The organism is Moorena producens 3L, from assembly GCF_000211815.1.
Taxonomy (GTDB): Bacteria; Cyanobacteriota; Cyanobacteriia; order Cyanobacteriales; family Coleofasciculaceae; genus Moorena; species Moorena producens.
In genome coordinates this window covers 417030-438569 of record NZ_GL890970.1, presented here as the reverse complement: position 1 = coordinate 438569, position 21540 = coordinate 417030, and the positions used below count along the sequence as shown (strand labels likewise).

General features: G+C 41.4%; 10 protein-coding genes and 2 pseudogenes. 4 read left to right on the top strand and 8 right to left on the bottom strand.

Annotated elements, in window-relative coordinates:
* Both LYNGBM3L_RS30450 and LYNGBM3L_RS48060 read left to right on the top strand, forming a co-directional pair.
* On the top strand, positions 1 to 4641 hold the full coding sequence (locus LYNGBM3L_RS30450) for a non-ribosomal peptide synthetase (RefSeq protein WP_008190458.1): 4641 nt from the start codon (positions 1 to 3) through the stop codon (positions 4639 to 4641).
* Positions 4638 to 11549 carry a non-ribosomal peptide synthetase gene (locus LYNGBM3L_RS48060; RefSeq protein ID WP_008190456.1) on the top strand — a complete coding sequence of 2304 codons (6912 nt, stop codon included), beginning with the start codon at positions 4638 to 4640 and terminating at the stop codon, positions 11547 to 11549. Before LYNGBM3L_RS30450 ends, LYNGBM3L_RS48060 begins: the two co-directional genes overlap by 4 nt.
* Before the next feature lie 101 nt (positions 11550 to 11650).
* On the opposite strand, the pseudogene LYNGBM3L_RS42200 reads toward LYNGBM3L_RS48060, so the two are convergent.
* From LYNGBM3L_RS42200 to LYNGBM3L_RS48050, 4 genes and pseudogenes are all read right to left on the bottom strand, one after another.
* Positions 11651 to 11737 (bottom strand): annotated as a pseudogene (locus LYNGBM3L_RS42200) (IS1 family transposase); the annotation flags it as partial.
* A 90-nt stretch (positions 11738 to 11827) separates the two neighbouring features.
* Complete coding sequence (locus LYNGBM3L_RS48055) at positions 11828 to 12061, bottom strand: hypothetical protein (protein ID WP_131826897.1); 234 nt, start codon at positions 12059 to 12061, stop codon at positions 11828 to 11830.
* Positions 12006 to 12323 (bottom strand): transposase, encoded by a 318-nt coding sequence (locus tag LYNGBM3L_RS50020; protein WP_229419080.1) that lies wholly within the window; start codon positions 12321 to 12323, stop codon positions 12006 to 12008. Before LYNGBM3L_RS50020 ends, LYNGBM3L_RS48055 begins: the two co-directional genes overlap by 56 nt.
* Positions 12324 to 12689: 366 nt before the next feature.
* A pseudogene (locus LYNGBM3L_RS48050) lies at positions 12690 to 13666 on the bottom strand (IS4 family transposase); the annotation flags it as partial.
* 293 nt (positions 13667 to 13959) lie between these two features.
* On the opposite strand from LYNGBM3L_RS48050, the gene LYNGBM3L_RS30430 reads away from it, so the two are divergent.
* Both LYNGBM3L_RS30430 and LYNGBM3L_RS48045 read left to right on the top strand, forming a co-directional pair.
* Positions 13960 to 14841: an alpha/beta fold hydrolase gene (locus tag LYNGBM3L_RS30430; RefSeq protein WP_008190446.1), complete on the top strand. Its 882-nt coding sequence runs from the start codon at positions 13960 to 13962 to the stop codon at positions 14839 to 14841.
* A gap of 48 nt (positions 14842 to 14889) precedes the next feature.
* On the top strand, positions 14890 to 15180 hold the full coding sequence (locus LYNGBM3L_RS48045; protein WP_008190444.1) for a hypothetical protein: 291 nt from the start codon (positions 14890 to 14892) through the stop codon (positions 15178 to 15180).
* On the opposite strand, the gene LYNGBM3L_RS30420 is transcribed toward LYNGBM3L_RS48045, so the two are convergent.
* The 4 genes from LYNGBM3L_RS30420 to LYNGBM3L_RS39095 form a co-directional block, all read right to left on the bottom strand.
* Positions 15173 to 15904: an FkbM family methyltransferase gene (locus LYNGBM3L_RS30420; protein ID WP_008190442.1), complete on the bottom strand. Its 732-nt coding sequence runs from the start codon at positions 15902 to 15904 to the stop codon at positions 15173 to 15175. The two genes, LYNGBM3L_RS48045 and LYNGBM3L_RS30420, sit on opposite strands and share 8 nt — an antisense overlap.
* A gap of 4 nt (positions 15905 to 15908) precedes the next feature.
* Positions 15909 to 18023, bottom strand: coding sequence for a hypothetical protein (locus tag LYNGBM3L_RS30415; RefSeq protein WP_008190441.1), 2115 nt, complete (start codon positions 18021 to 18023; stop codon positions 15909 to 15911).
* A gap of 255 nt (positions 18024 to 18278) precedes the next feature.
* Positions 18279 to 19118, bottom strand: coding sequence for a PIG-L deacetylase family protein (locus LYNGBM3L_RS30410; protein WP_008190439.1), 840 nt, complete (start codon positions 19116 to 19118; stop codon positions 18279 to 18281).
* Between the two features lie 324 nt (positions 19119 to 19442).
* Positions 19443 to 21527, bottom strand: coding sequence for a glycosyltransferase (locus LYNGBM3L_RS39095; protein ID WP_008190437.1), 2085 nt, complete (start codon positions 21525 to 21527; stop codon positions 19443 to 19445).
* Between the last annotated feature and the right edge of the window lie 13 nt (positions 21528 to 21540).

Sequence of the window (21540 nt, the reverse complement as noted above, 5' to 3'; positions counted from 1 at the left end):
ATGAAACAAATGCAAATGATAGAAGAGTTTTTATTTGAGCTTCGCAACCAAGACATCCAACTTTGGCTTGAAGGAGATCAACTACACTATAGTGCTCCTGAAGGAAAACTTACACCTACATTGCTAGCTCAACTGCGGGAACGTAAAGAAGAAATCCTCAGCTTTTTGTACAGTGCCAAACAATCTGTATACTCACAGCAGTCTCAAATAAAACCTATTGAGCGAAATGGCAACCCGCCACCATTATCTTATGCACAACAAAGGCTATGGTTCCTAGAAAAAATGGCCTTGAGTAGCAACGCCTACAATATGCCATTAACCCTACATCTATTAGGTCAATTGGACTATGTAGCTCTACAAAAAAGTCTCAACCAAATCATCGCTCGCCATGAAACCCTCAGAACCACCTTCAGTGAAATCAACGGCACACCAGTACAAATAATTCAACCCCCCTTTGAATTAGAACTACCCATAATTGACCTAAGTGGGTTAACACCTTATGATTCTACTACCAAACTACAACAACTACTCCAACAAGAAAATGAACAAAGATTCAATCTGGAAGTAGACCCCCCCATACGCGCTCAGTTGTATCAACTAGGAACAACAGAACACATACTGCAAATCACATTACATCACATAGCTTCCGATGGCTGGTCACTGACAGTATTACCCAAAGAACTCTCAGCTATTTACACTGCCACACTGTTCGAGAAACCATCCCCATTACCAGAGCTACCCATACAATATGCGGACTTTGCAGTTTGGCAAAAGAACTACTTACAAGGTCAAACCCTCGAAACCCAACTCAACTATTGGAAGCAAAAGCTCCAAGACTTACCTCAACTACAACTACCAAAAGACCATCCCCGACCCGCAGTTGAAACTTTTAATGGAGCAGGTATACCCATAAACATACCAGCAGCACTAACATCAAAAGTTAAACAACTCACCCAAAAGCAGGGAACCACCCTATTTATGACCCTGTTAGCAGTATTCAAAGTATTGCTGTCTCGTTACAGTGGTCAAGGAAGTATAGCAGTAGGTTCACCCATAGCCAACCGCAACCGCAGTGAAATAGAAGGATTGATAGGTTTCTTTGTGAACTCCCTAGTCATGTACACAGACCTGGGAGGAGACCCTAGTTTCACAGAAGTATTAAACCGAGTTAAACAAACAGCTCTAGAAGCTTATGGTCACCAAGACATACCCTTTGAGAAATTGGTAGAAGAGTTGCGACCAGAGCGGGCACTATCGCAAAACCCCTTATTTCAGGTAATGTTTGCCGTTCAGCAAGAGGAAATGTTAAAACCATCCTTTACCTTACCTAACTTGGAAGTAGGTTTTTATGAAGGGGGAGGAGCTGAGATGACAGTGAGGTTTGACTTAGAGTTACATCTGTGGCCAGTAGGAGAAGAAATCAAAGGATTTTGTGCCTATAACCGAGACTTGTTCTCAGCGGAAACAATTAGTCGCATGATGTCACATTATGAAAACTTACTATCAGCAGCAGTAGAGACTCCAGAGCGACCTGTGAGCCAGTTGCCATTAATGACAGAGCCAGAGTTATACCAAATACTGGTGGAGTGGAACAATACCAAAACAGATTACCCCACAGACAAATGTATCCATCAGTTATTTGAGGAACAGGTCGAAAACAACCCAGATGCAATAGCGGTAGTATTTGAAGAGCAAAAGCTGACCTATTCTCAATTAAATAGCAAAGCTAATCAACTAGCCCATTATTTGCAAAAATTGGGAGTATCTCCAGAAACCCTAGTGGGAATATGTGTAGAGCGTTCAGTAGAGATGGTAGTAGGTTTATTAGCCATACTTAAAGCTGGAGGAGCTTATGTGCCATTAGACCCGAATTATCCAACTTCACGCTTATCTCAAATATTAGAAGACGGGGAGTTACACTTAGTGTTAACTGACTTCAACTCCCAGTTGAACCTACCAGAAACCAAAACACCTCTAATAGATATCAACCAAGCTAATAGGGCAGAAATACAAGCTAATGTAGTCAGTAATGTTAATCCCCAGAACCTAGCTTATGTATTGTATACCTCTGGTTCTACAGGCCGACCTAAAGGAGTAGCAATTGAACACGGTAGTCCAGTGTCCCTATTGTATTGGGCACGAGAAGTGTATAGCCAAGAAGAATTATCAGGAGTATTAGCCTCCACTTCTATCTGCTTTGATCTATCAGTATTTGAATTGTTTGTACCCTTAAGTTGGGGAGGAAAAGTCATATTAGCTGAAAATGCTTTATATCTCCCCGAACTACCAGCAGCAGGAGAAGTAAGCCTAATCAACACAGTACCATCAGCAGCAAGAGAATTAGTCAGAAATCAAAGTATTCCCACTGGAGTAAAAACAGTGAATCTGGCAGGAGAGCCCCTAGATAATCAACTGGTTCAACAACTGTATGAACAACAAACAATTAAAGCGGTATACAATCTTTATGGTCCTAGTGAAGACACAACCTACTCAACATATGGGTTAATGGAAAAAGGAGCAACCAAATCACCAACCATAGGCAGACCAATAGCAAACACCCAGGTATATATTCTTAATGTCCATTTACAACCTGTACCCATAGGAGTAGCAGGAGAGCTACACATAGCAGGAGAAGGGCTAGCACGCAGTTACCTAAAACAAGCAGAATTAACTAGCGAAAAGTTCATCTTTTGGCAAGGGAAAAGATTATACAAAACAGGAGACTTGGTACGTTACCTACCTGATGGCAATATAGAATTTTTAGGTAGAATAGACCACCAAGTAAAAATCCGAGGCTACCGCATAGAAACTGGAGAAATTCAAGGGATTTTAAATGAACATCCCAAAGTCAAAGAAGCAGTGGTAATTGCCAGAGAGGATAAGCCAGGAGACAAACGTTTAGTCGCATACCTAGTAGCTGAAACTGAAACTGCCACGAATTTTAACCCAGAACTATCAAATAATCAACTCAGTAATTGGCAAGAAGTATTCAATCAACAAATAGAGAATGGGGAGAGTGAAATTATCGACCCCTTATTTAACCTCTCAGGTTGGCGCAGCAGTTATGATAACCAGCCCATACCAGTAGAGCAAATGCGCATCTGGGCAGGGGATATTGTTAGCCAAGTATTAGCCCAGAAACCAGAGAGTGTGTGGGAAATAGGTTGTGGCACAGGAATGCTGCTATTTCAAATCGCACCGCAAACACAAAAATATTTAGGCACAGACATCTCCAAGGTCTCATTAGAATACATCAAACAACAAATAGAACAGCAACCAGACAAATATGGTCATGTCTCCTTAGCACAGAAACGAGCTGAAGATATGGCTGATCTAGCAGATAACAGTTTCGATGTAGTGCTACTGAGTTCAATAGTCCAGTATTTCCCGAGTGTGGAGTATCTGTTGCAAGTAATAGAAGAAAGTATCAGGGTAGTCAAACCAGGAGGGATGATTTTCTTAGGGGATATCCGGAGTAGGCCATTAATGAAAGCATTTCACTCTTCGGTGCAACTGTATCAAGCAACTCCCTCACTGTCGAGACAACAACTCAAGTCAAAAATAGACAGAAAAATGGAGCAGGAGACCGAGTTGTTAGTCTCACCAGAGTTGTTTATAGCTCTGAAAGAAAAACATCCAGAAATAACTCATGTACAAATCCGTTTACAGAGGGGAACAGAACACAATGAACTGAATAAATATAGGTATAGCGTACTGTTGCATATAGAGGCACAACCAGGAACAGTAATAACACCGACTGTAGAAAGTGGAGCGGATCTGAGTGTTCAACAGATAGAAACTTATCTGCGATCCAAAGGGCCAGAATCAATTTGCTTTAGTGGTTTAGTCAATGGCAGAGTAGCTAATGATGTAGAGTTGGTAGAGTTGCTATCACAGCCAGAATCAAAACAGAATGTACAGCAGTTGAGGCAGTTTTTAGAGTCAAAGGAAACCAAGAGCATCGACCCAGAGAGGTTATATGAACTAAGTGCATCTTTAGGGTATAGCTTAGAGTTGTGTTGGTCTGCTCAGGGAAGTCCAGAATTGATGGATGGGGTATTTGTGCGCAGTTCCTTAGCCAAAGAAGGGATAGTGTTAACACCCCTAACTCAAAAATCGGTGGTAGCAAGTAACTGGGTCAATTATGGGAATAATCCGTTGAGTTCCCAGTTGAGAAAGGAACTGATACCGCAGTTGAGAGAGTATCTGGAGTCGAAATTGCCAGAGTATATGGTACCATCGGGGTTGATGGTGTTGTCACAACTGCCTCTGACTCCTAACGGTAAGGTAGACCGTAAGGCTTTGCCTGTACCGGATGTGGCCAGTAGTGTGTCAACGGAGTATGTAGCTCCACAGACACAGACACAGAAGGTATTAGCAGAGATTTGGGCAGAAGTGTTGGGTATAGAACAGGTGGGAATACACGATAACTTCTTTGATTTGGGCGGCCATTCCCTGATGGCAACTCAGGTTGTGTCTCGCTGCCGTCAGGCTTTTGGGAATGAACTGACTTTACAGCGTTTATTTGAGTCACCAACTATTGCTGGCATAGCTAAAAATATTGAAGTGCTGCGTCAGCTACCCCAAGATAAGACTACGTTAATTTCAGAAACAGAAGAATATGAGAGATTTGTGTTATGAAAACAGTTAATTTTATTTCTTACCTGCAAAATCTGGGTGTTAAACTTTGGATAGAGCAAGAGCAACTAGAATGTTATGCTCCCAAGGGAGTAATGACAGCAGAGCTAAAACGGAATCTAGTGGAGCGCAAGACAGAAATTTTAGAGTTTCTTCGAGAAGTACAAATAACTCAGAAATCTGTAGCTAGTTCCATTCAATCAATTTCTAGGGAGCAGGTAATCCCGTTATCCTATGCACAACAAAGGCTATGGTTTATAGAAAAAATGGCCTTGAGTAGCAACGCCTACAATATGCCATTAACCCTACATCTAGTAGGAAAACTAGACTATGTAGCCCTACAAACAAGTATCAACCAAATCATCGCTCGCCATGAAACCCTGAGAACCACTTTCAGTGAAATCAACGGCACACCAGTACAAATAATTCAACCCCCCTTTGAATTAGAACTACCCATAATTGACCTCACTGGGTTAACACCATCAGAAGCTACCACCAAACTCCAACAACTACTCCAACAAGAAAATGAACTTTCATTCAATCTAGAAGTAGACCCCCCCATACGGGCTCAGTTGTTTCAACTAGGAACAACAGAACACATACTGCAAATTACATTACATCACATCGCTAGTGATGGCTGGTCACTGACAGTATTACCCAAAGAACTCTCGGCTATTTACACTGCCACACTGGCAGACCAATCATCTCCATTACCCCCACTACCAATACAATATGCCGACTTTGCAGTTTGGCAAAAGAACTACTTACAAGGTGAAACCCTCTCTAGCCAACTCAACTACTGGAAGCAAAAGCTCCTTGACCTACCCCAACTACAACTACCCACAGACCATCCCCGACCCCCAGTTCAAACTTTTAATGGAGCAGGTATACCCATAAACATACCAGCAGCACTAACATCAAAAGTTAAACAACTCACCCAAAAGCAGGGAACCACCCTATTTATAACCCTGTTAGCAGTATTCAAAGTATTGCTGTCTCGTTACAGTGGTCAACAGAGTATAGCAGTAGGAACACCGATAGCCAACCGCAACCGCCGAGAAATAGAAGGGTTGATAGGTTTCTTTGTCAACTCCCTAGTCATGTACACAGACCTGGGAGGAGACCCTAGTTTCACAGAAGTATTAAACCGAGTCAAACAAACAGCCCTAGAAGCTTATAGTCACCAAGACATACCCTTTGAGAAGTTGGTAGAAGAGTTGCAACCAGAACGGGCACTATCGCAAAATCCCTTGTTTCAGGTAGTGTTTGCGGTGCAGCAGGAGGAAATCTTAAAACCATCCTTTAGCTTACCTAACTTAGAAGTAGGTTGGTATGAAGGGGCAGGAGCTGAGATGACAGTGCGGATGGACTTAGAGTTACATCTGTGGCCAGTAGGAGAAGAAATCAAAGGATTTTGTGCCTATAACACAGACTTGTTTGAGGCTGAAACAATTACTCGTATGCTGTCACATTATGAAAACTTACTATCAGCAGCAGTAGAGACGACCGAACGACCGATTAGCCAGTTGCCATTAATGACACAGCCAGAGCTAGACCAAATACTGGTGGAGTGGAACAATACCAAAACAAATTATCCAGATGACAAATGTATCCATCAGTTATTTGAGGATCGGGTAGAGAAAACCCCAGATGCAGTAGCAGTAGTATTTGAACAACAAAAGCTGACATATTCGGAATTAAATAGTAAAGCCAATCAACTAGCACATTATTTGCAAAAGTTGGGAGTAGTTCCAGAAACCTTAGTGGGAATATGTGTAGATCGTTCAGTAGAAATGGTAGTAGGTTTATTAGCCATACTCAAAGCCGGAGGAGCTTATGTGCCATTAGACCCGAACTATCCCCAAGAACGCCTAGAATATATGTTCGCTGACTCTGGAGTGTCAGTGTTACTAACTCAAGAACAAATATTAGCTCAATTGCCCCAACATCAAGCTCAAGTGGTTTTTCTAGATAGAGATTGGGAAAAAATAGCCACTGAAACACCAGAAAAGGTCAAGAGTGAAGTCAGTCCCCAAAATTTAGCGTACATAATTTATACATCAGGTTCCACAGGTAAACCAAAAGGAGTCTTGGTAGAACACAAGGGACTGTGTAATCTGGCTACAGCTCAAATCCAAGAGTTTCAAGTAAACTCCAACAGCAGAGTCGTTCAGTTCGCATCATTAAGTTTCGATGCCTCCATCTCGGAAATAGTCATGGCTTTAGGTTCAGGAGCCAGTTTATATATGGGCAGCCGAGATACCTTAATGCCTGGAGTGGGTATGAGTCAGTGGTTGCGGAACAACAAAATCACCCATATCACCATACCCCCCTCAGCTCTAGCAGTGATGCCCAAAGAGGAATTACCTGATTTAAAGACCATAGTAGTAGCAGGAGAAGCTTGCCCACCAGAGCTAATATCGCACTGGGCAAAGGGGCGACAATTTGTGAACGCTTACGGACCAACAGAATCAACAGTATGTGCCACCATGGCTGAATGCTCACCAGAGTGTTCTGTGCCACCCATAGGTAGGCCGATAGGCAATACTCAAATCTACATCCTAGACAGGAATTTACAACCAGTCCCCATAGGAGTACCTGGTGAAATTTATATAGGCAGCGTTGGTTTAGCTCGTGGCTATCTTAACCAACCTCAATTAACACAGGAAAAATTTATTTCCTATCCTTTGAGGAATTTAACCGAGGAGAAGCTTTACAAAACAGGAGATTTAGCTCGTTACTTACCGGATGGCAATATTGAGTTTCTTGGTCGCATAGATAATCAGGTGAAGATACGAGGTTTCCGAATTGAACCTGGAGAAATTGAATCAGTTCTCAGGAGGAATCCCCAAGTCCAACAAGCTGTAGTAATCGACAAGGAAGATACTCCAGGGAACAAGCGATTGGTAGCATATTTTGTTCCCGAACCAGAATTGGAACAAAATATCCAGAAGATGAAAGGCATAGAACTTTGGCCATCAATAGCAGAATACTATGTTTATGATGAGTTATTGTACTATGCGATGACTAATGACCATCGTCGAAACCAAAGTTATCAAGTGGCAATTAATCAACTTGTTAAAGAGCGAGTAGTAGTAGAAATTGGTACAGGTAAGGATGCTATTTTGGCGAGATTTTGTGCCAAAGCAGGAGCTAAGAAAATCTATGCTATTGAGAGAGACCAAGAAACCAGTCAGTTAGCTAAAGCTAGCGTCGATAAGTTTGGATTATCGGCACAAATTGAAATCATACATGGAGATGCGATGACGGTTAACCTACCAGAGTTAGCAGATGTATGTGTTTCGGAAATTGTGGGAGCAATAGGTGGTTCTGAAGGAGCAGCAGTAATTATTAATAATGCCAGAAGGTTTTTGAAGCCAGATGGTGCAATGATTCCTGAAAGAAGTGTGACTAAGATTGCAGCAGTAACTCTTCCAGAGCCTTTACTCAATCAACCCAGATTTACAAAGGTTTCTGGTTATTATACCCAGAAAATATTTGAACAGGTTGGGTATCCTTTTGATTTGCGGGTTTGTATTAAAGGATTTCCTCAAGCAAATTTACTTTCCAATCGAGGAATATTTGAGGATTTAGACTTTACTAAATCTGTAGATACAGAATTGAGTCATCAAATTCATTTAAGGATAGAAAAATCCGGCAGATTAGATGGTTTTCTGGTCTGGTTAAATTTACAAACTATTGAGGGAGAGTATATAGATATTCTGAAACATGAGCATTGTTGGTTACCAGTGTATTTCCCAGTGTTTGAGCCTGGTATTGAGGTGAGTGAAGGAGATGTGATAGAAGCTGTTTGTAGCCGAAAGCTTTGCGAAAATAATTTGAATCCAGATTATGCTATCCAAGGACGTATTATCAGGCAACAAGGAGAATATATTGATTTTGAACACATTTCTTATCACTGGAAACAACAGTTTAAGCAAACTCCTTTTTATCAAAGGTTATTTGCAGAAACTGAAACAGTTAGCACTTCTAACTTACAACTATTAGATACTCACATCAACAGTTGGCAAAACCTATTTAACCAACAAATTGATGAACATAAGAGTGAAGTAACTGACCCATTATTCAATATCTCAGGTTGGCGCAGCAGTTACGACAACCAATCCTTACCAGAAAGGCAAATGCGAATTTGGACAGGGGATATTGTAGCTCAAGTATTAGCACATAAACCGGAAAAACTATGTGAAATAGGTTGTGGTACAGGATTGCTACTATTTCAAATTGCCCCCCAAACCCAAGCCTATTATGGCATTGATATATCTAGTATTTCACTAGATTATATCCAACAACAAATACTAGCCGAACCAGAGAAATATGCTCATGTCAATCTAGCACAAAAAAGAGCAGATGAGATAGGTGACATAGCAGCTCAAAACTTCGATGTAGTGCTATTAAACTCGGTAATTCAATATTTTCCGAATGTAGAGTATTTGTTACAAATAATATCTGAGGCAATTCGGATAGTCAAACCAGGAGGAATAATTATCCTGGGAGATGTCCGGAGTTTGCCATTAATGAAAGCCTTTCACTCTTCGGTGCAACTGTATCAAGCAACTCCCTCACTGTCGAGACAACAACTCAAGTCAAAAATAGACATAAAAATGGAGCAGGAGACCGAGTTGTTAGTCTCACCAGAGTTGTTTATAGCTCTGAAAGAAAAACATCCAGAAATAACTCATGTACAAATCCGTTTACAGAGGGGAACAGAACACAATGAACTTAATAAATATAGGTATAGCGTACTGTTGCATATAGAGGCACAACCAGGAACAGTAATAACACCGACTGTAGAAAGTGGAGCGGATCTGAGTGTTCAACAGATAGAAACTTATCTGCGATCCAAAGGGCCAGAATCAATTTGCTTTAGTGGTTTAGTCAATGGCAGAGTAGCTAATGATGTAGAGTTGGTAGAGTTGCTATCACAGCCAGAATCAAAACAGAATGTACAGCAGTTGAGGCAGTCTTTACAGGAGAACCTAGTCAATGGCATCGACCCAGAGAGGCTACATCAACTGAGTTCGGAGCTAGGGTATAGCTTAGAGTTGTGTTGGTCAGCACAAGGTAGTCCAGAATTGATGGATGGGGTATTTGTGCGCAGTTCCTTAGCCAAAGAAGGGATAGTGTTAACACCCCTAACTCAAAAATCAGTGGTAGCAGTTAACTGGGATAATTATGGGAATAATCCTTTGAGTTCCCAGTTGAGAAAGCAACTGATACCGCAGTTGAGAGAGTATCTACAGTCGCGGTTGCCAGAATATATGGTGCCATCGGGGTTGATGGTGTTGTCACAACTGCCTCTGACTCCTAACGGTAAGGTAGACCGTAAGGCTTTGCCTGTACCGGATGTGGCCAGTAGTGTGTCAACGGAGTATGTAGCTCCACAGACACAGACACAGAAGGTATTAGCAGAGATTTGGAAAGAAGTGTTGGGTATAGAACAGGTGGGAATATATGATAACTTCTTTGATTTGGGGGGTCATTCTCTAACCGCAGTCAAATTAGTTTCTAAGATATCCACAAATTTCAACATTAGTCTCTCAGTAAAAACTTTATTATTACACCCAATAATTGCTGAGTTAAGTAATATTATGACAGAACTAATACAAAATAAAAATGTCTCTCAAGAGCCAATTTCTCAATCAATTAATAATGAAGTTCAGGAAACATTAAATAAGGAAGTTGTACAAACTAAAAATTCCGAGTATGTACAATTTGAATCTCGCTCTTTGTTATCTTTATTTACTGTGGGTAAAATTCCTCCTGTCGATGCTGCAGCTTTATGTTATTGGGGAGAATATGATCCAGAAATGTTTGACTGGAGTCGAGATTATATGATTGAAAATATCTTTGAAAATCTTCCTTTTTGGACGATGATTAAACAGACTAATTGGGGTCGAATTGCAATAATAGCTTTGCCTCGATTTGTTTCGGATTTATATAGCAATCAAGATGATGCAGTACAGGTAATTATTGAAGCATTAGAAATGGCTGGAATAATTGGTGCTAAATTTGTTTCTTTAACTGGTTTAATTCCTTCTGCTACTGATTATGGATTGGCAATTACTAAGGCAGTTGCTAACCGTGAGGATTTGCCAAAAATTACGACTGGACATAGAACAACTGGTGCTGCTGTTGTATTGACTATTAAGAAGATATGTGAGCAAGGTGGCCGGGATTTAAGTACAGAAAAAGTAGGATTTATTGGATTAGGTTCTGTGGGAATGAATGTGCTGCCGTTAATGTTGAAATGCTTACCACATCCTCAAGAAATTACTCTTTGTGACGTTTACAGTAAGTTAGAATTCCTGGAGAATATTGAACAAAATTTAGTACATAAATTTGGTTTTAAAGGTAAAATAAAGTTGGCATTATCAAAAACAACAGTTCCCCAAGAAATTTACGACTCTACTTTAATTGTTGGAGCTACAAATGTCGCAAATGTATTAGATATTATGCAGGTTAAGCCTGGTACGCTAATTGTTGATGATTCTGGTCCTCATTGTTTTTCAGTAGAGCAAGCTATTAAGCGTTTTCAGGAACGGGAAGATATTTTATTTAGTGAGGGAGGGATGTTGCGATCGCCATTTCCTATAAAAACCACAGTCCATTTACTACCCTCTGTAGAAAAAATAATGAATAATGCTCAAAAGGAAGCAGTTTTTAATTCAAATCCTTTTAATATCATGGGTTGTGCTTTTTCTGCTTTACTATCATCTCAGTTCGAGCAACTGGAGCCTACTGTAGGAATTTGCGATGGAGAACAGTCTGAATTACATTACCAAATTTTGCAAGAATTAGAATTTGAAGCAGGCGATCTACATTGTGAACATTATGTACTTCCAGCAAAATCAATAGCCAATTTTAGACAGCGTTTTGGCAAAGATTTGTAAGGATTTAGGTGATAGCAATCGCTGGTGAAGTCTGCGATCGAAGATCGCAGACTTCATAATAATAATGATTATTTTTATTCGGTAGTCCTGCATAGTAATGGTCAAGTACAAATTGTGTTATTATAGTGATGTATGAAGTTCCATATAGCTCCAATATGATTACTTAATTTTTGAGAAAACGATAATGTCAAAAGCCTTTAAGTTTCCGTTCAGATGCTAGCTACATGATTACAGGAGGTTTGGGAGGTTTAGGTTTACTGGTAAGTAGGTGGGCTTAATTAAAGGTTAAAAACTTGATAATTTTTACTATCTACATTTCCAGATATTGTCCACTGTTGAAGCTGATAACCTACTTGGTAACTTCGTTTTTTTATACCTTCTTTAACTGCTAAAGCTAAATCGTATTCATCCTCAAACATTCGACCAGAGATTTGATGAGTTTCTTGATGCAGTCGCTCATGGGGGAAACCCCCTGTTCCCTTGCTGCATCGCTTTAAGTTGACGCCACTCACCCTCTATTAGATTAAGTTCTGGACTATAAGTTGGCAAAAAAAATAAATACAATCCCATTTCTAACCATTCTTTTTGTTTAGCTCTTACCTGATGAATTTTATGACTTGAGGAATTATCCAGAACAATGACTGTATCTATTCTTATTGTTAGTCTAGTTTTTTCCGCTTCTTTGGCTTCTTTGTCCAAAAACTTTATTAAATTATCTTTTTTGATGCTACCAAGTTTTAAAGCATAATTAAAGCTTTTTTTTGGTTCATATATTCCTAATATATTTAGAGGCTGAAGGGGTGACGAAATAACCTGAAACGCTTTAAATGTAAAGTGTTCCTGAGGGGGCGACGAAATAAGTTACAACGCCGACTCTATAAGCAACCTAGCCCTTAGGCCTCGTTGATAATACTTTCGTTGTCTTGATGCAAAGCGCGAGTGGTTTGAATTTACCGTAAGACAGTTGAGCCTTGTCTTGATGCAAAGCGCGAGTGGGGGAAACCACGGCAGTCGCTCATGGGGGGGACCACGGCAGTCGCTCATGGGGGGGACCACGGCAGTCGCTCATGGGGGAAACCCCCGCGTGAAGGCGCTGCCTCCCCAAGACCGCGCTGCCTCCCCAAGACCGCGCTGCATCGCTTTAATTTGCTGACCTTGAATCGTTGAAGAAGTATAAGCTATCGCAATTAATAAAACTAGAGAAATCAGCCGTTTACCCTCAACTTTAGTATCCTCTAGATTATAGCCACCTTTCTTGAAATCTCTAAACATCTCTTCTTCTCTTGGTGCGCGTTCCCTAGGTCGGGAAACCCGACCGGGGTCGCACCGCTATATCAAATCTTTTTTTATAAGCGGAAATTGCCAACTCTATACCGTCGAAATTGGTGAGAATAAACCATCCCTCTTTTGGGGTTATTCCCTTGACTTTACGTTGCCACTTACAAGCCACATTACAACTTGAAAAACCATGGGTCTTGGTTACTTTAACTCCTTGCATAAAAAACGATACTCCCGGTGCTAAACCTAAATTATTTAATTGAATCCAAATCTCATTTTTAACTTCAATAAATTCGTTTTTTTTAAGACGTAAGCAAAAATATACATCCAATGACTGGAGATACTTTGCTAGCTTTACCGAGCAAAATTCTCTATCCCCTAATATACAAATATTATAATTTTTTAAAAGTGGCATCACTGAGGATAGGGCAGTTTTCTGTTAATTAAAATTGCTAGACCCTAATTTGGGAAGTAATTCAAAATATATGGGAAAGGATCTTTTATCCCAAACTATACTAATCATGATCAAATTTATGCGACTCCAATTTGTGCGATAAGCACGCTACATAAATTAATTGTTCAGTTGTAAAGTATGTTGATAACCAGGTTTTTACAATTGGGAACCAAATTTTTTCAATCGTTAGATTAGGCAATGATAAAAATCGTTGTATTCTTTTTCTACGACTTTCAAATTTTATGGGAATTGATAAAATATTTGCTAATTTTTCTAAATTTACGTTTTTAATTGTCTGTACGAGACTAAGCAGAATTAAAAGGAATAAGTATTCTGATTTACTAAGTTGACTTTTTAAGTGGTTTTGGTAAAATGCAGGTAACATTTTCAATTGGTAGGTCTTGTTGCAAATAATCGACCTATCTTTTTTTTACCACAAAATGGTGAACACTTTCTGGGGGTGTGACATGCAAGCTAAAATCATTACTGGGTAATAAGTTCAGCCCATCAGTTACTTAGGGCTTGCTGAAAAAGTATTTGGGTAGGGATAGGCAAGAGGCAAGAGGCAAGAGGCAATAGTTCCGGAGTGCTCATCCGTGCAAGACAAGCACTGACTAACATAATTGCGCTTGTGAGGGGGAGAATCAGGATTGTCCTCTGATTACAGCAATTCAACTGATGTTTCCTGATTTTCTGCCCTCCAATACCCAGCAGCTAGTTGAGTCTACCTCAATTGTTCTTGCTCAAAGTATCCAGCGTCAAGCTATCTCAACTCCCCTGAGCCCCCAGGCGATTGCCACAACTTACGTTAATCAGGGTAAGGGTGGCACACCAATTTTGTTACTCCATGGCTTCGATAGTTCCGTGCTAGAATTACGCCGCTTGCTACCACTGCTGGCTCAGGAAAATGAAACCTGGGCAGTGGATTTGTTGGGTTTTGGGTTTACGGATCGCATGGCAGGGACACCATTTAGCCCCTACGCGATCGCAACCCATCTCTATTATTTCTGGAAAACCCTGATTAGAACACCAGTGATTGTAGTCGGTGCTTCTATGGGGGGTGCAGCGGCGATTGATTTTACCCTCACTTACCCCCAGGTTGTTAAACAGTTAGTATTAATAGATAGCGCTGGCTGCACCAAGGCTCCCCCGATTGGGAAGTTCTTATTTCCGCCCTTAGGCTACCTAGCCACAGCATTTTTGGCTAATCCCAAGGTAAGGCAAAGTATAAGTAAAAACGCTTACTATGATAAAGGTTGGGCCTCTGAAGATGCCCGAATTTGTGCTGCATTGCACCTAGAAATGCCTGGTTGGAATCAAGCCTTGATTGCGTTTACCAAAAGTGGTGGTTATGGTGATTTTGGAGATAAGCTGGCTCAGATTAGCCAGCCAACTCTAATTTTGTGGGGTGACCATGACGAAATTTTAGGGACTGCTGCTGCTAGTAAGTTTAAGCATGCGATCGCACAATCTCAATTAATCTGGATTAAAGACTGTGGTCATGTGCCTCACTTGGAACAAGCTCAAGTTACTGCTGAGCATATTTTAGAATTTGCCTAGACTTCGGCGGGGTGGATCTCATTAAAGCTGTTTGACCCGGTGGGTGGAATGGGGATCAGGCGTGGAATGGGCATCTTGCCCGTTACAATTTTCAAACGGGCTGTCCCAACAAAGCGCGAAGAGGCGGAAAATGACGCTAGCCCTTGGGTGGTGCGTTACGGGGCGGGCTGCCCCAACACTGGCTACGAGGTTGAACATGAGGGCAAGCCCGCCCCTAACGCACCCTACGCACCCTACGCAACTTTCCCCTATTGCCTATTGCCTATTGCCTATTGCCTTTTTCGGCAATTCGTGTGTTTACAACCGAGATACAAACGCGCTTATAGCATTTTCAGTTAAGTTTTGAAAACGCGATCGCATGTCCAACATACCAGGGAATATTGGGATAAGCTGGTTCCAGGGGCATGATTTTATATCCTAGAGAGTCAATAAAAATCTCAATGGTTTGATTCTTCAGTTTAAAGGACTCTTGATTACCATCATCTACTTCATAAATCAGGATGGGCTGATACTCTTTAATAGTTTCAATCATCCCCCTTAAAACATTAATTTCTGCTCCTTCCACATCGATTTTCACGACCGTTGGGGGTTTCAAAGTCTTTTGGGACACCAAATCATCAATACACACAAGGTCAACTGTCATTTCACCCCTGAGATCTGGAGGTGTACCCGCTGTAGCTAAAGTAGCTCCCCCTGAATGATGGGCCAGCAACAATTCTCCGGTTCCGGTTGATTCAGAAACGGCTTGTGGGAAAACAGTAACATTGGAGAAGCTATTAAGCTCGACATTCCGTCGAATAATGTCAGCATTGTTTGGGACTGGCTCAAAAGCATAAACCTGTCCAGATGGCCCAACTAGCTTCGCAGCAATAATAGTAAAAAATCCAATATTGGCACCGATATCATAGAAGATATGATCACGGTTTAAGCAGCTTGCTAAAGCGTTCTGAAGTGGAAGTTCATAGGTACCACGTGCAAAATCAGGATTAGAACCATCCCCATGGAATTTTAGTCCTGCACCTACTCCATGGTTAAGGGTTACCTGTTGATTGCTTAAATTCATGACTCTACACCTTTGCTACAAAGTTTTGAAATACACTTCCTGTATCGTTGCCCCATTCCCAGTTAGCAACAATCCCAACTCGATTAATTCTAAGACGCGCCGCATCTGGATAAACATCTGTCAGGGCACGATACAATACTGGCTCATCATTGATGAATATCATGTAATTCATGCCATCAAAAACCATGCGGAGCCGATGAGAGACACCCCAGGAAATGCGTTTACCCACATTTGTCCAGACAGCATCAAATAATTCTTCAAAGCCATTGAGATAGAAAAAGGAAGACATGGAAGCACCACCGTAACAGTCATCTAACCAGTTATTGATAGTGATATAGTTGTCAGCATCCTGCCAAAAGATAAACCCTCCACGACCTTTTTCTCCCTGTCCTCGTCTAGTTCCAGGGGGAGTAATGTCTACCTGTAAATCCGCTATTTCTGGCTGATCCCAATCAATGGTGTAGGCAGTGCGACCTGGATTAGGATGCTTAGCATCAGCTTGGACTTTGGCTGTACTATTCCCAGTCAGCTTAATTACCCCTAGCCCAATATTCCGATGCCAGACTTTGCTACCACTAGTGGTGGTTTTTCCCATCAAGTCCCCAGCTGCACCAGCAAAATCTTCAGTGATAGCTATTTCGGTACCCTCTACTACCCAAGGGGAGCCTAGGTCAAGTTCGGAAGGAATAGGGATAGTGCGTGGGTGAGCCTCAAAGGAGCGAAAATACAGACTATTATTAGGGTTAATCCCACCAATGCCAACACCGGTAGCGTTTTGCAGGCGGGTATCTGTAAAGCACTTGTTAAAGACTAACTGGCCATTGAGATACAGGCTGAAAGTCTTACTATCATCCAATATCTGTAAAGAGTTGATCGCTCTTGGCTGTAAATACCATAGATCGCTCACAGCTAAACATTCCCAGCTATCATGGTCTTGAATCATAAGTTGACATTTCTCCCCGTCTGCTAGGAAACTCCAGAATTGGTTTTTATCCTGAACACGCCACACAATGCGGACTCCAGTTATCTGAGTAGAGGTTTCGACCAGCAAATGGATTAGCCCAGAGGGTGTGGGACACTCCAACATAGCGAAGCTATCCGGTTGAGTGGCTCTAGCACCATTAGCTGTTAACTCATAACTTCCTTGAGAGACACTCCAGAAACCACCCTTGTCCGCTTCAGCACCATCTAGCAAACCATCACCAATCAGGTCATCTGCTGCCTGAGCTGTACCGTACCAGGTGGCAAGGTCTGAAATTTTGGCTACATTAGCGCCATAGATTCGCGTATCGACTTCAAAACCATTCTGTCCCAAAATACTTTGGTATACACCAGCATATACTGTGGCATCATCATTGAAAGGATCAATAGCAATGGGACGCATGTTAGGGTAAGCGGCCAGACCATGAGCATGATTGACAGAAGCAGCATAATAGGCGGCTCCCTTTTCCCGCAGAACCACGATGTAATAAACCTGGAGATTTTGTAAGCCCCTAAATGCTGATAGCAGATACCCCCCCAACCGAGTCCACAACTCTCCATTTTCTGCCCCAGTGGCATGAACAATAAAGGCATTTCCCTCTGCAGTCGCGTCAACAGGAACTTCCCTGGGGAACCAACCCACTGCCAGATTCTCATCAATATTTGGCAATTTAAACGGTTTGAAATATTTGGAAATTCTGGAGGTACTACGAATCCACCATAGGAGCTTTCGCAGCATCCTGCTTTTTCCCTGACTGGAAGTCCAACGCAGAAGTCGTTTAGCCGGTTTATCTGTCTCAGGACCAATCATCCACCGATGGAGTCGTTCTGTTAGGGGCTCAATCCTTTCGGTCTGGGATGTATTATGACCATTGCTCAGAAACACTGCAAAGGCGAGTCCATTGGTACGGGTGTACGGACCATACGCAATGCCCTGTCTGCCCCACGCAGGTTTTAGCAGAGGCTGGAGACGTAATGCGCCATTATCAATCCCAATCAGCTTTTCGACATCTATACCCTTACGAACTGCACCACTGGGAGTTTTAGTACCAATGGTTTTACCTGCACAACAGTTGTCTGAGAATGTGTCTGTAAAGGATTTGTTTACTAAATTTTCTGGTGGATTTAATTGTTGCATGTTGTTACTTATTTATATAGCGTTTTTAAATGAGATGTGAAACTAGGATTGATGGAAATTATGAATTCCCTACTCCCTACTCCCTACTCCCTACTCCCTTCTTCTTTATTTAAGATAAACACAAAATAAAATGGATATATGATAACCCATATATCCATAACTGATATGACTGATAAAAATCTTGAACACTCTTATTATTTATGATTTCATGATTATCTTGAATGAAGTTGCCAAATTGGCTAATTTATCGCTGCATCAATACTCTTCAAAATTATGATTCAAACTATATCGACGAAATAATTCATAGTTTTGAAAAAAACAGTCTAAAAACTCCCCCTCTGAAACATCCCTCAGGGTTAGCCAGCGCGGATGAGGAATTAGTTGTTTCATTTGAGATTGATGTTGGTCTAGGGCAGTACGTTTGATATCAAAAATATCACCAATATAGACAGATAATCTAAAATCATTCAGTAAGCGAAACCCTGAGATGATGTTTTTTTTAAAAAAGGAGATCAGGTTTGGTTTACTCCCTTCGACCCTTGTCCAAGGCCAGTGATTCCAGAACCATATAGGATACTCATAAACTGTCACATCAAATTTAATTGTTTTGAGTGCAGCTACGACAATTTCATTGGTAGCATTATGGTCAGATACCCCATCGTTGTAGTAGGGAATAAAAATTTCTTCAGGAAGATAGTTAAGAATAATTTTGGCGACGTTTTGGATAGCTAAATTTCTGGTTTTATCTAATGTTCCATCTTTGAATTCCAAAAAGCTGACATCATGCTTTTGCAGACCAAGTTTTTGAGCTGCTGCCAAGGCTTCATTAGCACGTATTGATTTTACCTGATTTTCTGGAATCAGATGAGCATGAGATTGACATCCATCTGTCATAAAAACAATTTTTACATCGGCTCCGGCTTGCTTTTTACGGATAATTGTTCCACCACAACCAAGGGTTTCATCATCCTGATGGGGTGAAAATATAATCGCCGAGCGTCTTAGATTATTTCTGTCATACTCAACTCTAGTACTATGGACTAGAAAACGATAAAACTGGCGTACCAGAGTTTGTAAGGATAATTTATTGCTCATTTTTAACTTGTCACTTGTCACTATTCCCTGTTAGGATGTTCAACACTTCTGTCTTTTGCTTTAAAATAAGGCGTTGCTGATTCTGAGTATGATTGTGCCCCCCTAGGGCGTGTTTTCAAAGTTTTCCGCAAGATTATGATCCCCCCCAGCCCCCCTTAATAAGGGGGGAGCCATACTCAAAGTCCCCCTTTTTTAAGGGGGATAATGGGGGATCTCCGAGGCAAGAAGACACGCCCTAGCCCCCCAAGTTTGGGAGTTTGGGGGATTTAGGGGGCTTTAGCAAAGCCAAACGATCGCGCATTCATACTTCAATTAAGTAACGCCTCAAAGAATAGTCTTGTACTGCTTGAGTAAATCATCAACAACTTTCTCGAAAGAAAATAGTTCAACTGCTCGCTGATGTCCAGCTTGTCCCATGGATGTTCTAAGTTCTTGGTCAGAAAGAAGTTGCAAGATGGCGTCTGCCAAAGCATTAGCATTACTCCGTTCAACCAGCAAACCTGTCTTACCATCTTCCACAATCTCGGGAAAAGCACCAGCTTGGGTAGCAATAATCGGAAGACCTGCAACCATAGCTTCCACAATTGGCATCCCAAATGCTTCGTGACATACTGAGGGAAATACAAAAATGTCTGCTTGCTGATAATAATTGACTAACTTAGATTGAGGAAGGGAGCCAGTGAAGGATACTTGGCTGGCTAGATCAGCACCAAAGTGATCATTCAATTCGGAAAGGTATCGTCTCACGTAACCTGTCCAACTTTCATCACCGTAGAATGACGCTAACTCTGCCACTTTGGAGTCATCACTTAATCCGACAAGATAGTCGTAGGGTAATGCACCTACAGGACCAACGAGATCAAGTTTGGTTTGAGGGCAGCGCTCGAGCACTTTTTTAAACGCTTCTAATAAGACATGGGAGCCTTTTTCTGGAGATACTCTACCCACATAGAGTAATCGTTTAGCCGGATTGTTGCTTCTGCCATTTTGCTGATTATGGCTGACATAGAAATTTATGAAGCGATCAAGGTTTACCCCATTAAAAACCGGCTGACAGCGCTCGGCAAATTTAGGAAAACGCTGGCGAATACCTTCTGTGATATAGTTACTAGTACCAATAACTAAATCTACCTTACTAAGCCGCTTTTCTAGAATTTTGTGATCGAGTTGGGTCAACCACTCACAATGCATGTGCAGGGCAATTTTTATTCCTGGGTTTAAGGCTCGTATCACTGGAATAAACTGAGATAAGTTGTGAATGTGAACAACATCACATTGCTGTTTTTTCAAGTCATTGGCTACCTGTAAAATATATGCTAGGTAATAGAGTTGGGATCCAAATATAGGACGTTTTTGATTCTGGAATCCTGGAATTTTTTCCAGATAGTTTAGCAGTTTTTTATCCCGGCCTATGGGAATATATCGATAGTCTACTCCGTCATGACTTGCCGTATTAAAGCGTTCTCCTGGTGTATAGACAATAACATCACCATCTTGAACTAAAAGACGCACGAATTCATAGGTCAAAATCCCGATGGAATCCATCGGATTTGGAAACGATGTCATCACAAAGGGTTGACATACAAATGCTATCTTTAATCGTTTATTAGAATCTGCTCCGTTTAATTGATTATTTAATTTGTTGTTTAATTTGTTTTGCTCTCGGTCAATCCTAGCTAATTTATTTTGGACTAAAGTGGTGTAGACTACAGTGTTACTGGGATTGAGTTTGAGGACATTGTTATAGGACGCGATCGCATCATCTAATTTGCCTTGTTCTTGGAGAGCAACTCCCAAGGTATAATGACTGTTGACCAAGTCTGGCTGTATTGCGATCGCTTTCTGGTAGTAAGCCACCGCAGTCTTCACATCGCCTCCTATTTTCCGAGTAACGCCCAAATCGTGATTTAAGGCAGCGTAGTAGGCCTGTTTTTCTTGGGAAAGCTGCCCTTGAGCGTAGAGAGCATTACCCAAATTCACATCAGCTTCAGCACAGTTGGGCTGAATCTCCAAAGCTTTTTGATAGCATGCGATCGCATTTTCCCACTTGCCTTGTTGTTGTAGAGCATAGCCAAAGTTGTTATAAAGCGCTACCGAGTTCGGCTGTAGGGCTAACGCTCGCTGATAAGCTTCCACTGCTTCTGACAATTGACCTTGAGCTTGACGCAAATTGCCTAAACTGAACCAAGCCTTGAAAGACTCCGGATTGACAAGGAGGGTTGTATTGAAAAACTCCTCAGCAGTTTGGTACTTACCTACCTGTTGTGCTAGCATTCCTAACCCATACAAGGCATCTGGTTGGTTAGGTATTCCTGCTAGAATCTGACGATAAACTTGCTCAGCTTCGACCAAGCGATTGGCTCGATGATATTGAAGAGCAACTTGAAGTGCTTCAGAAAGTTGTGTCACTGTTGTAATCCTC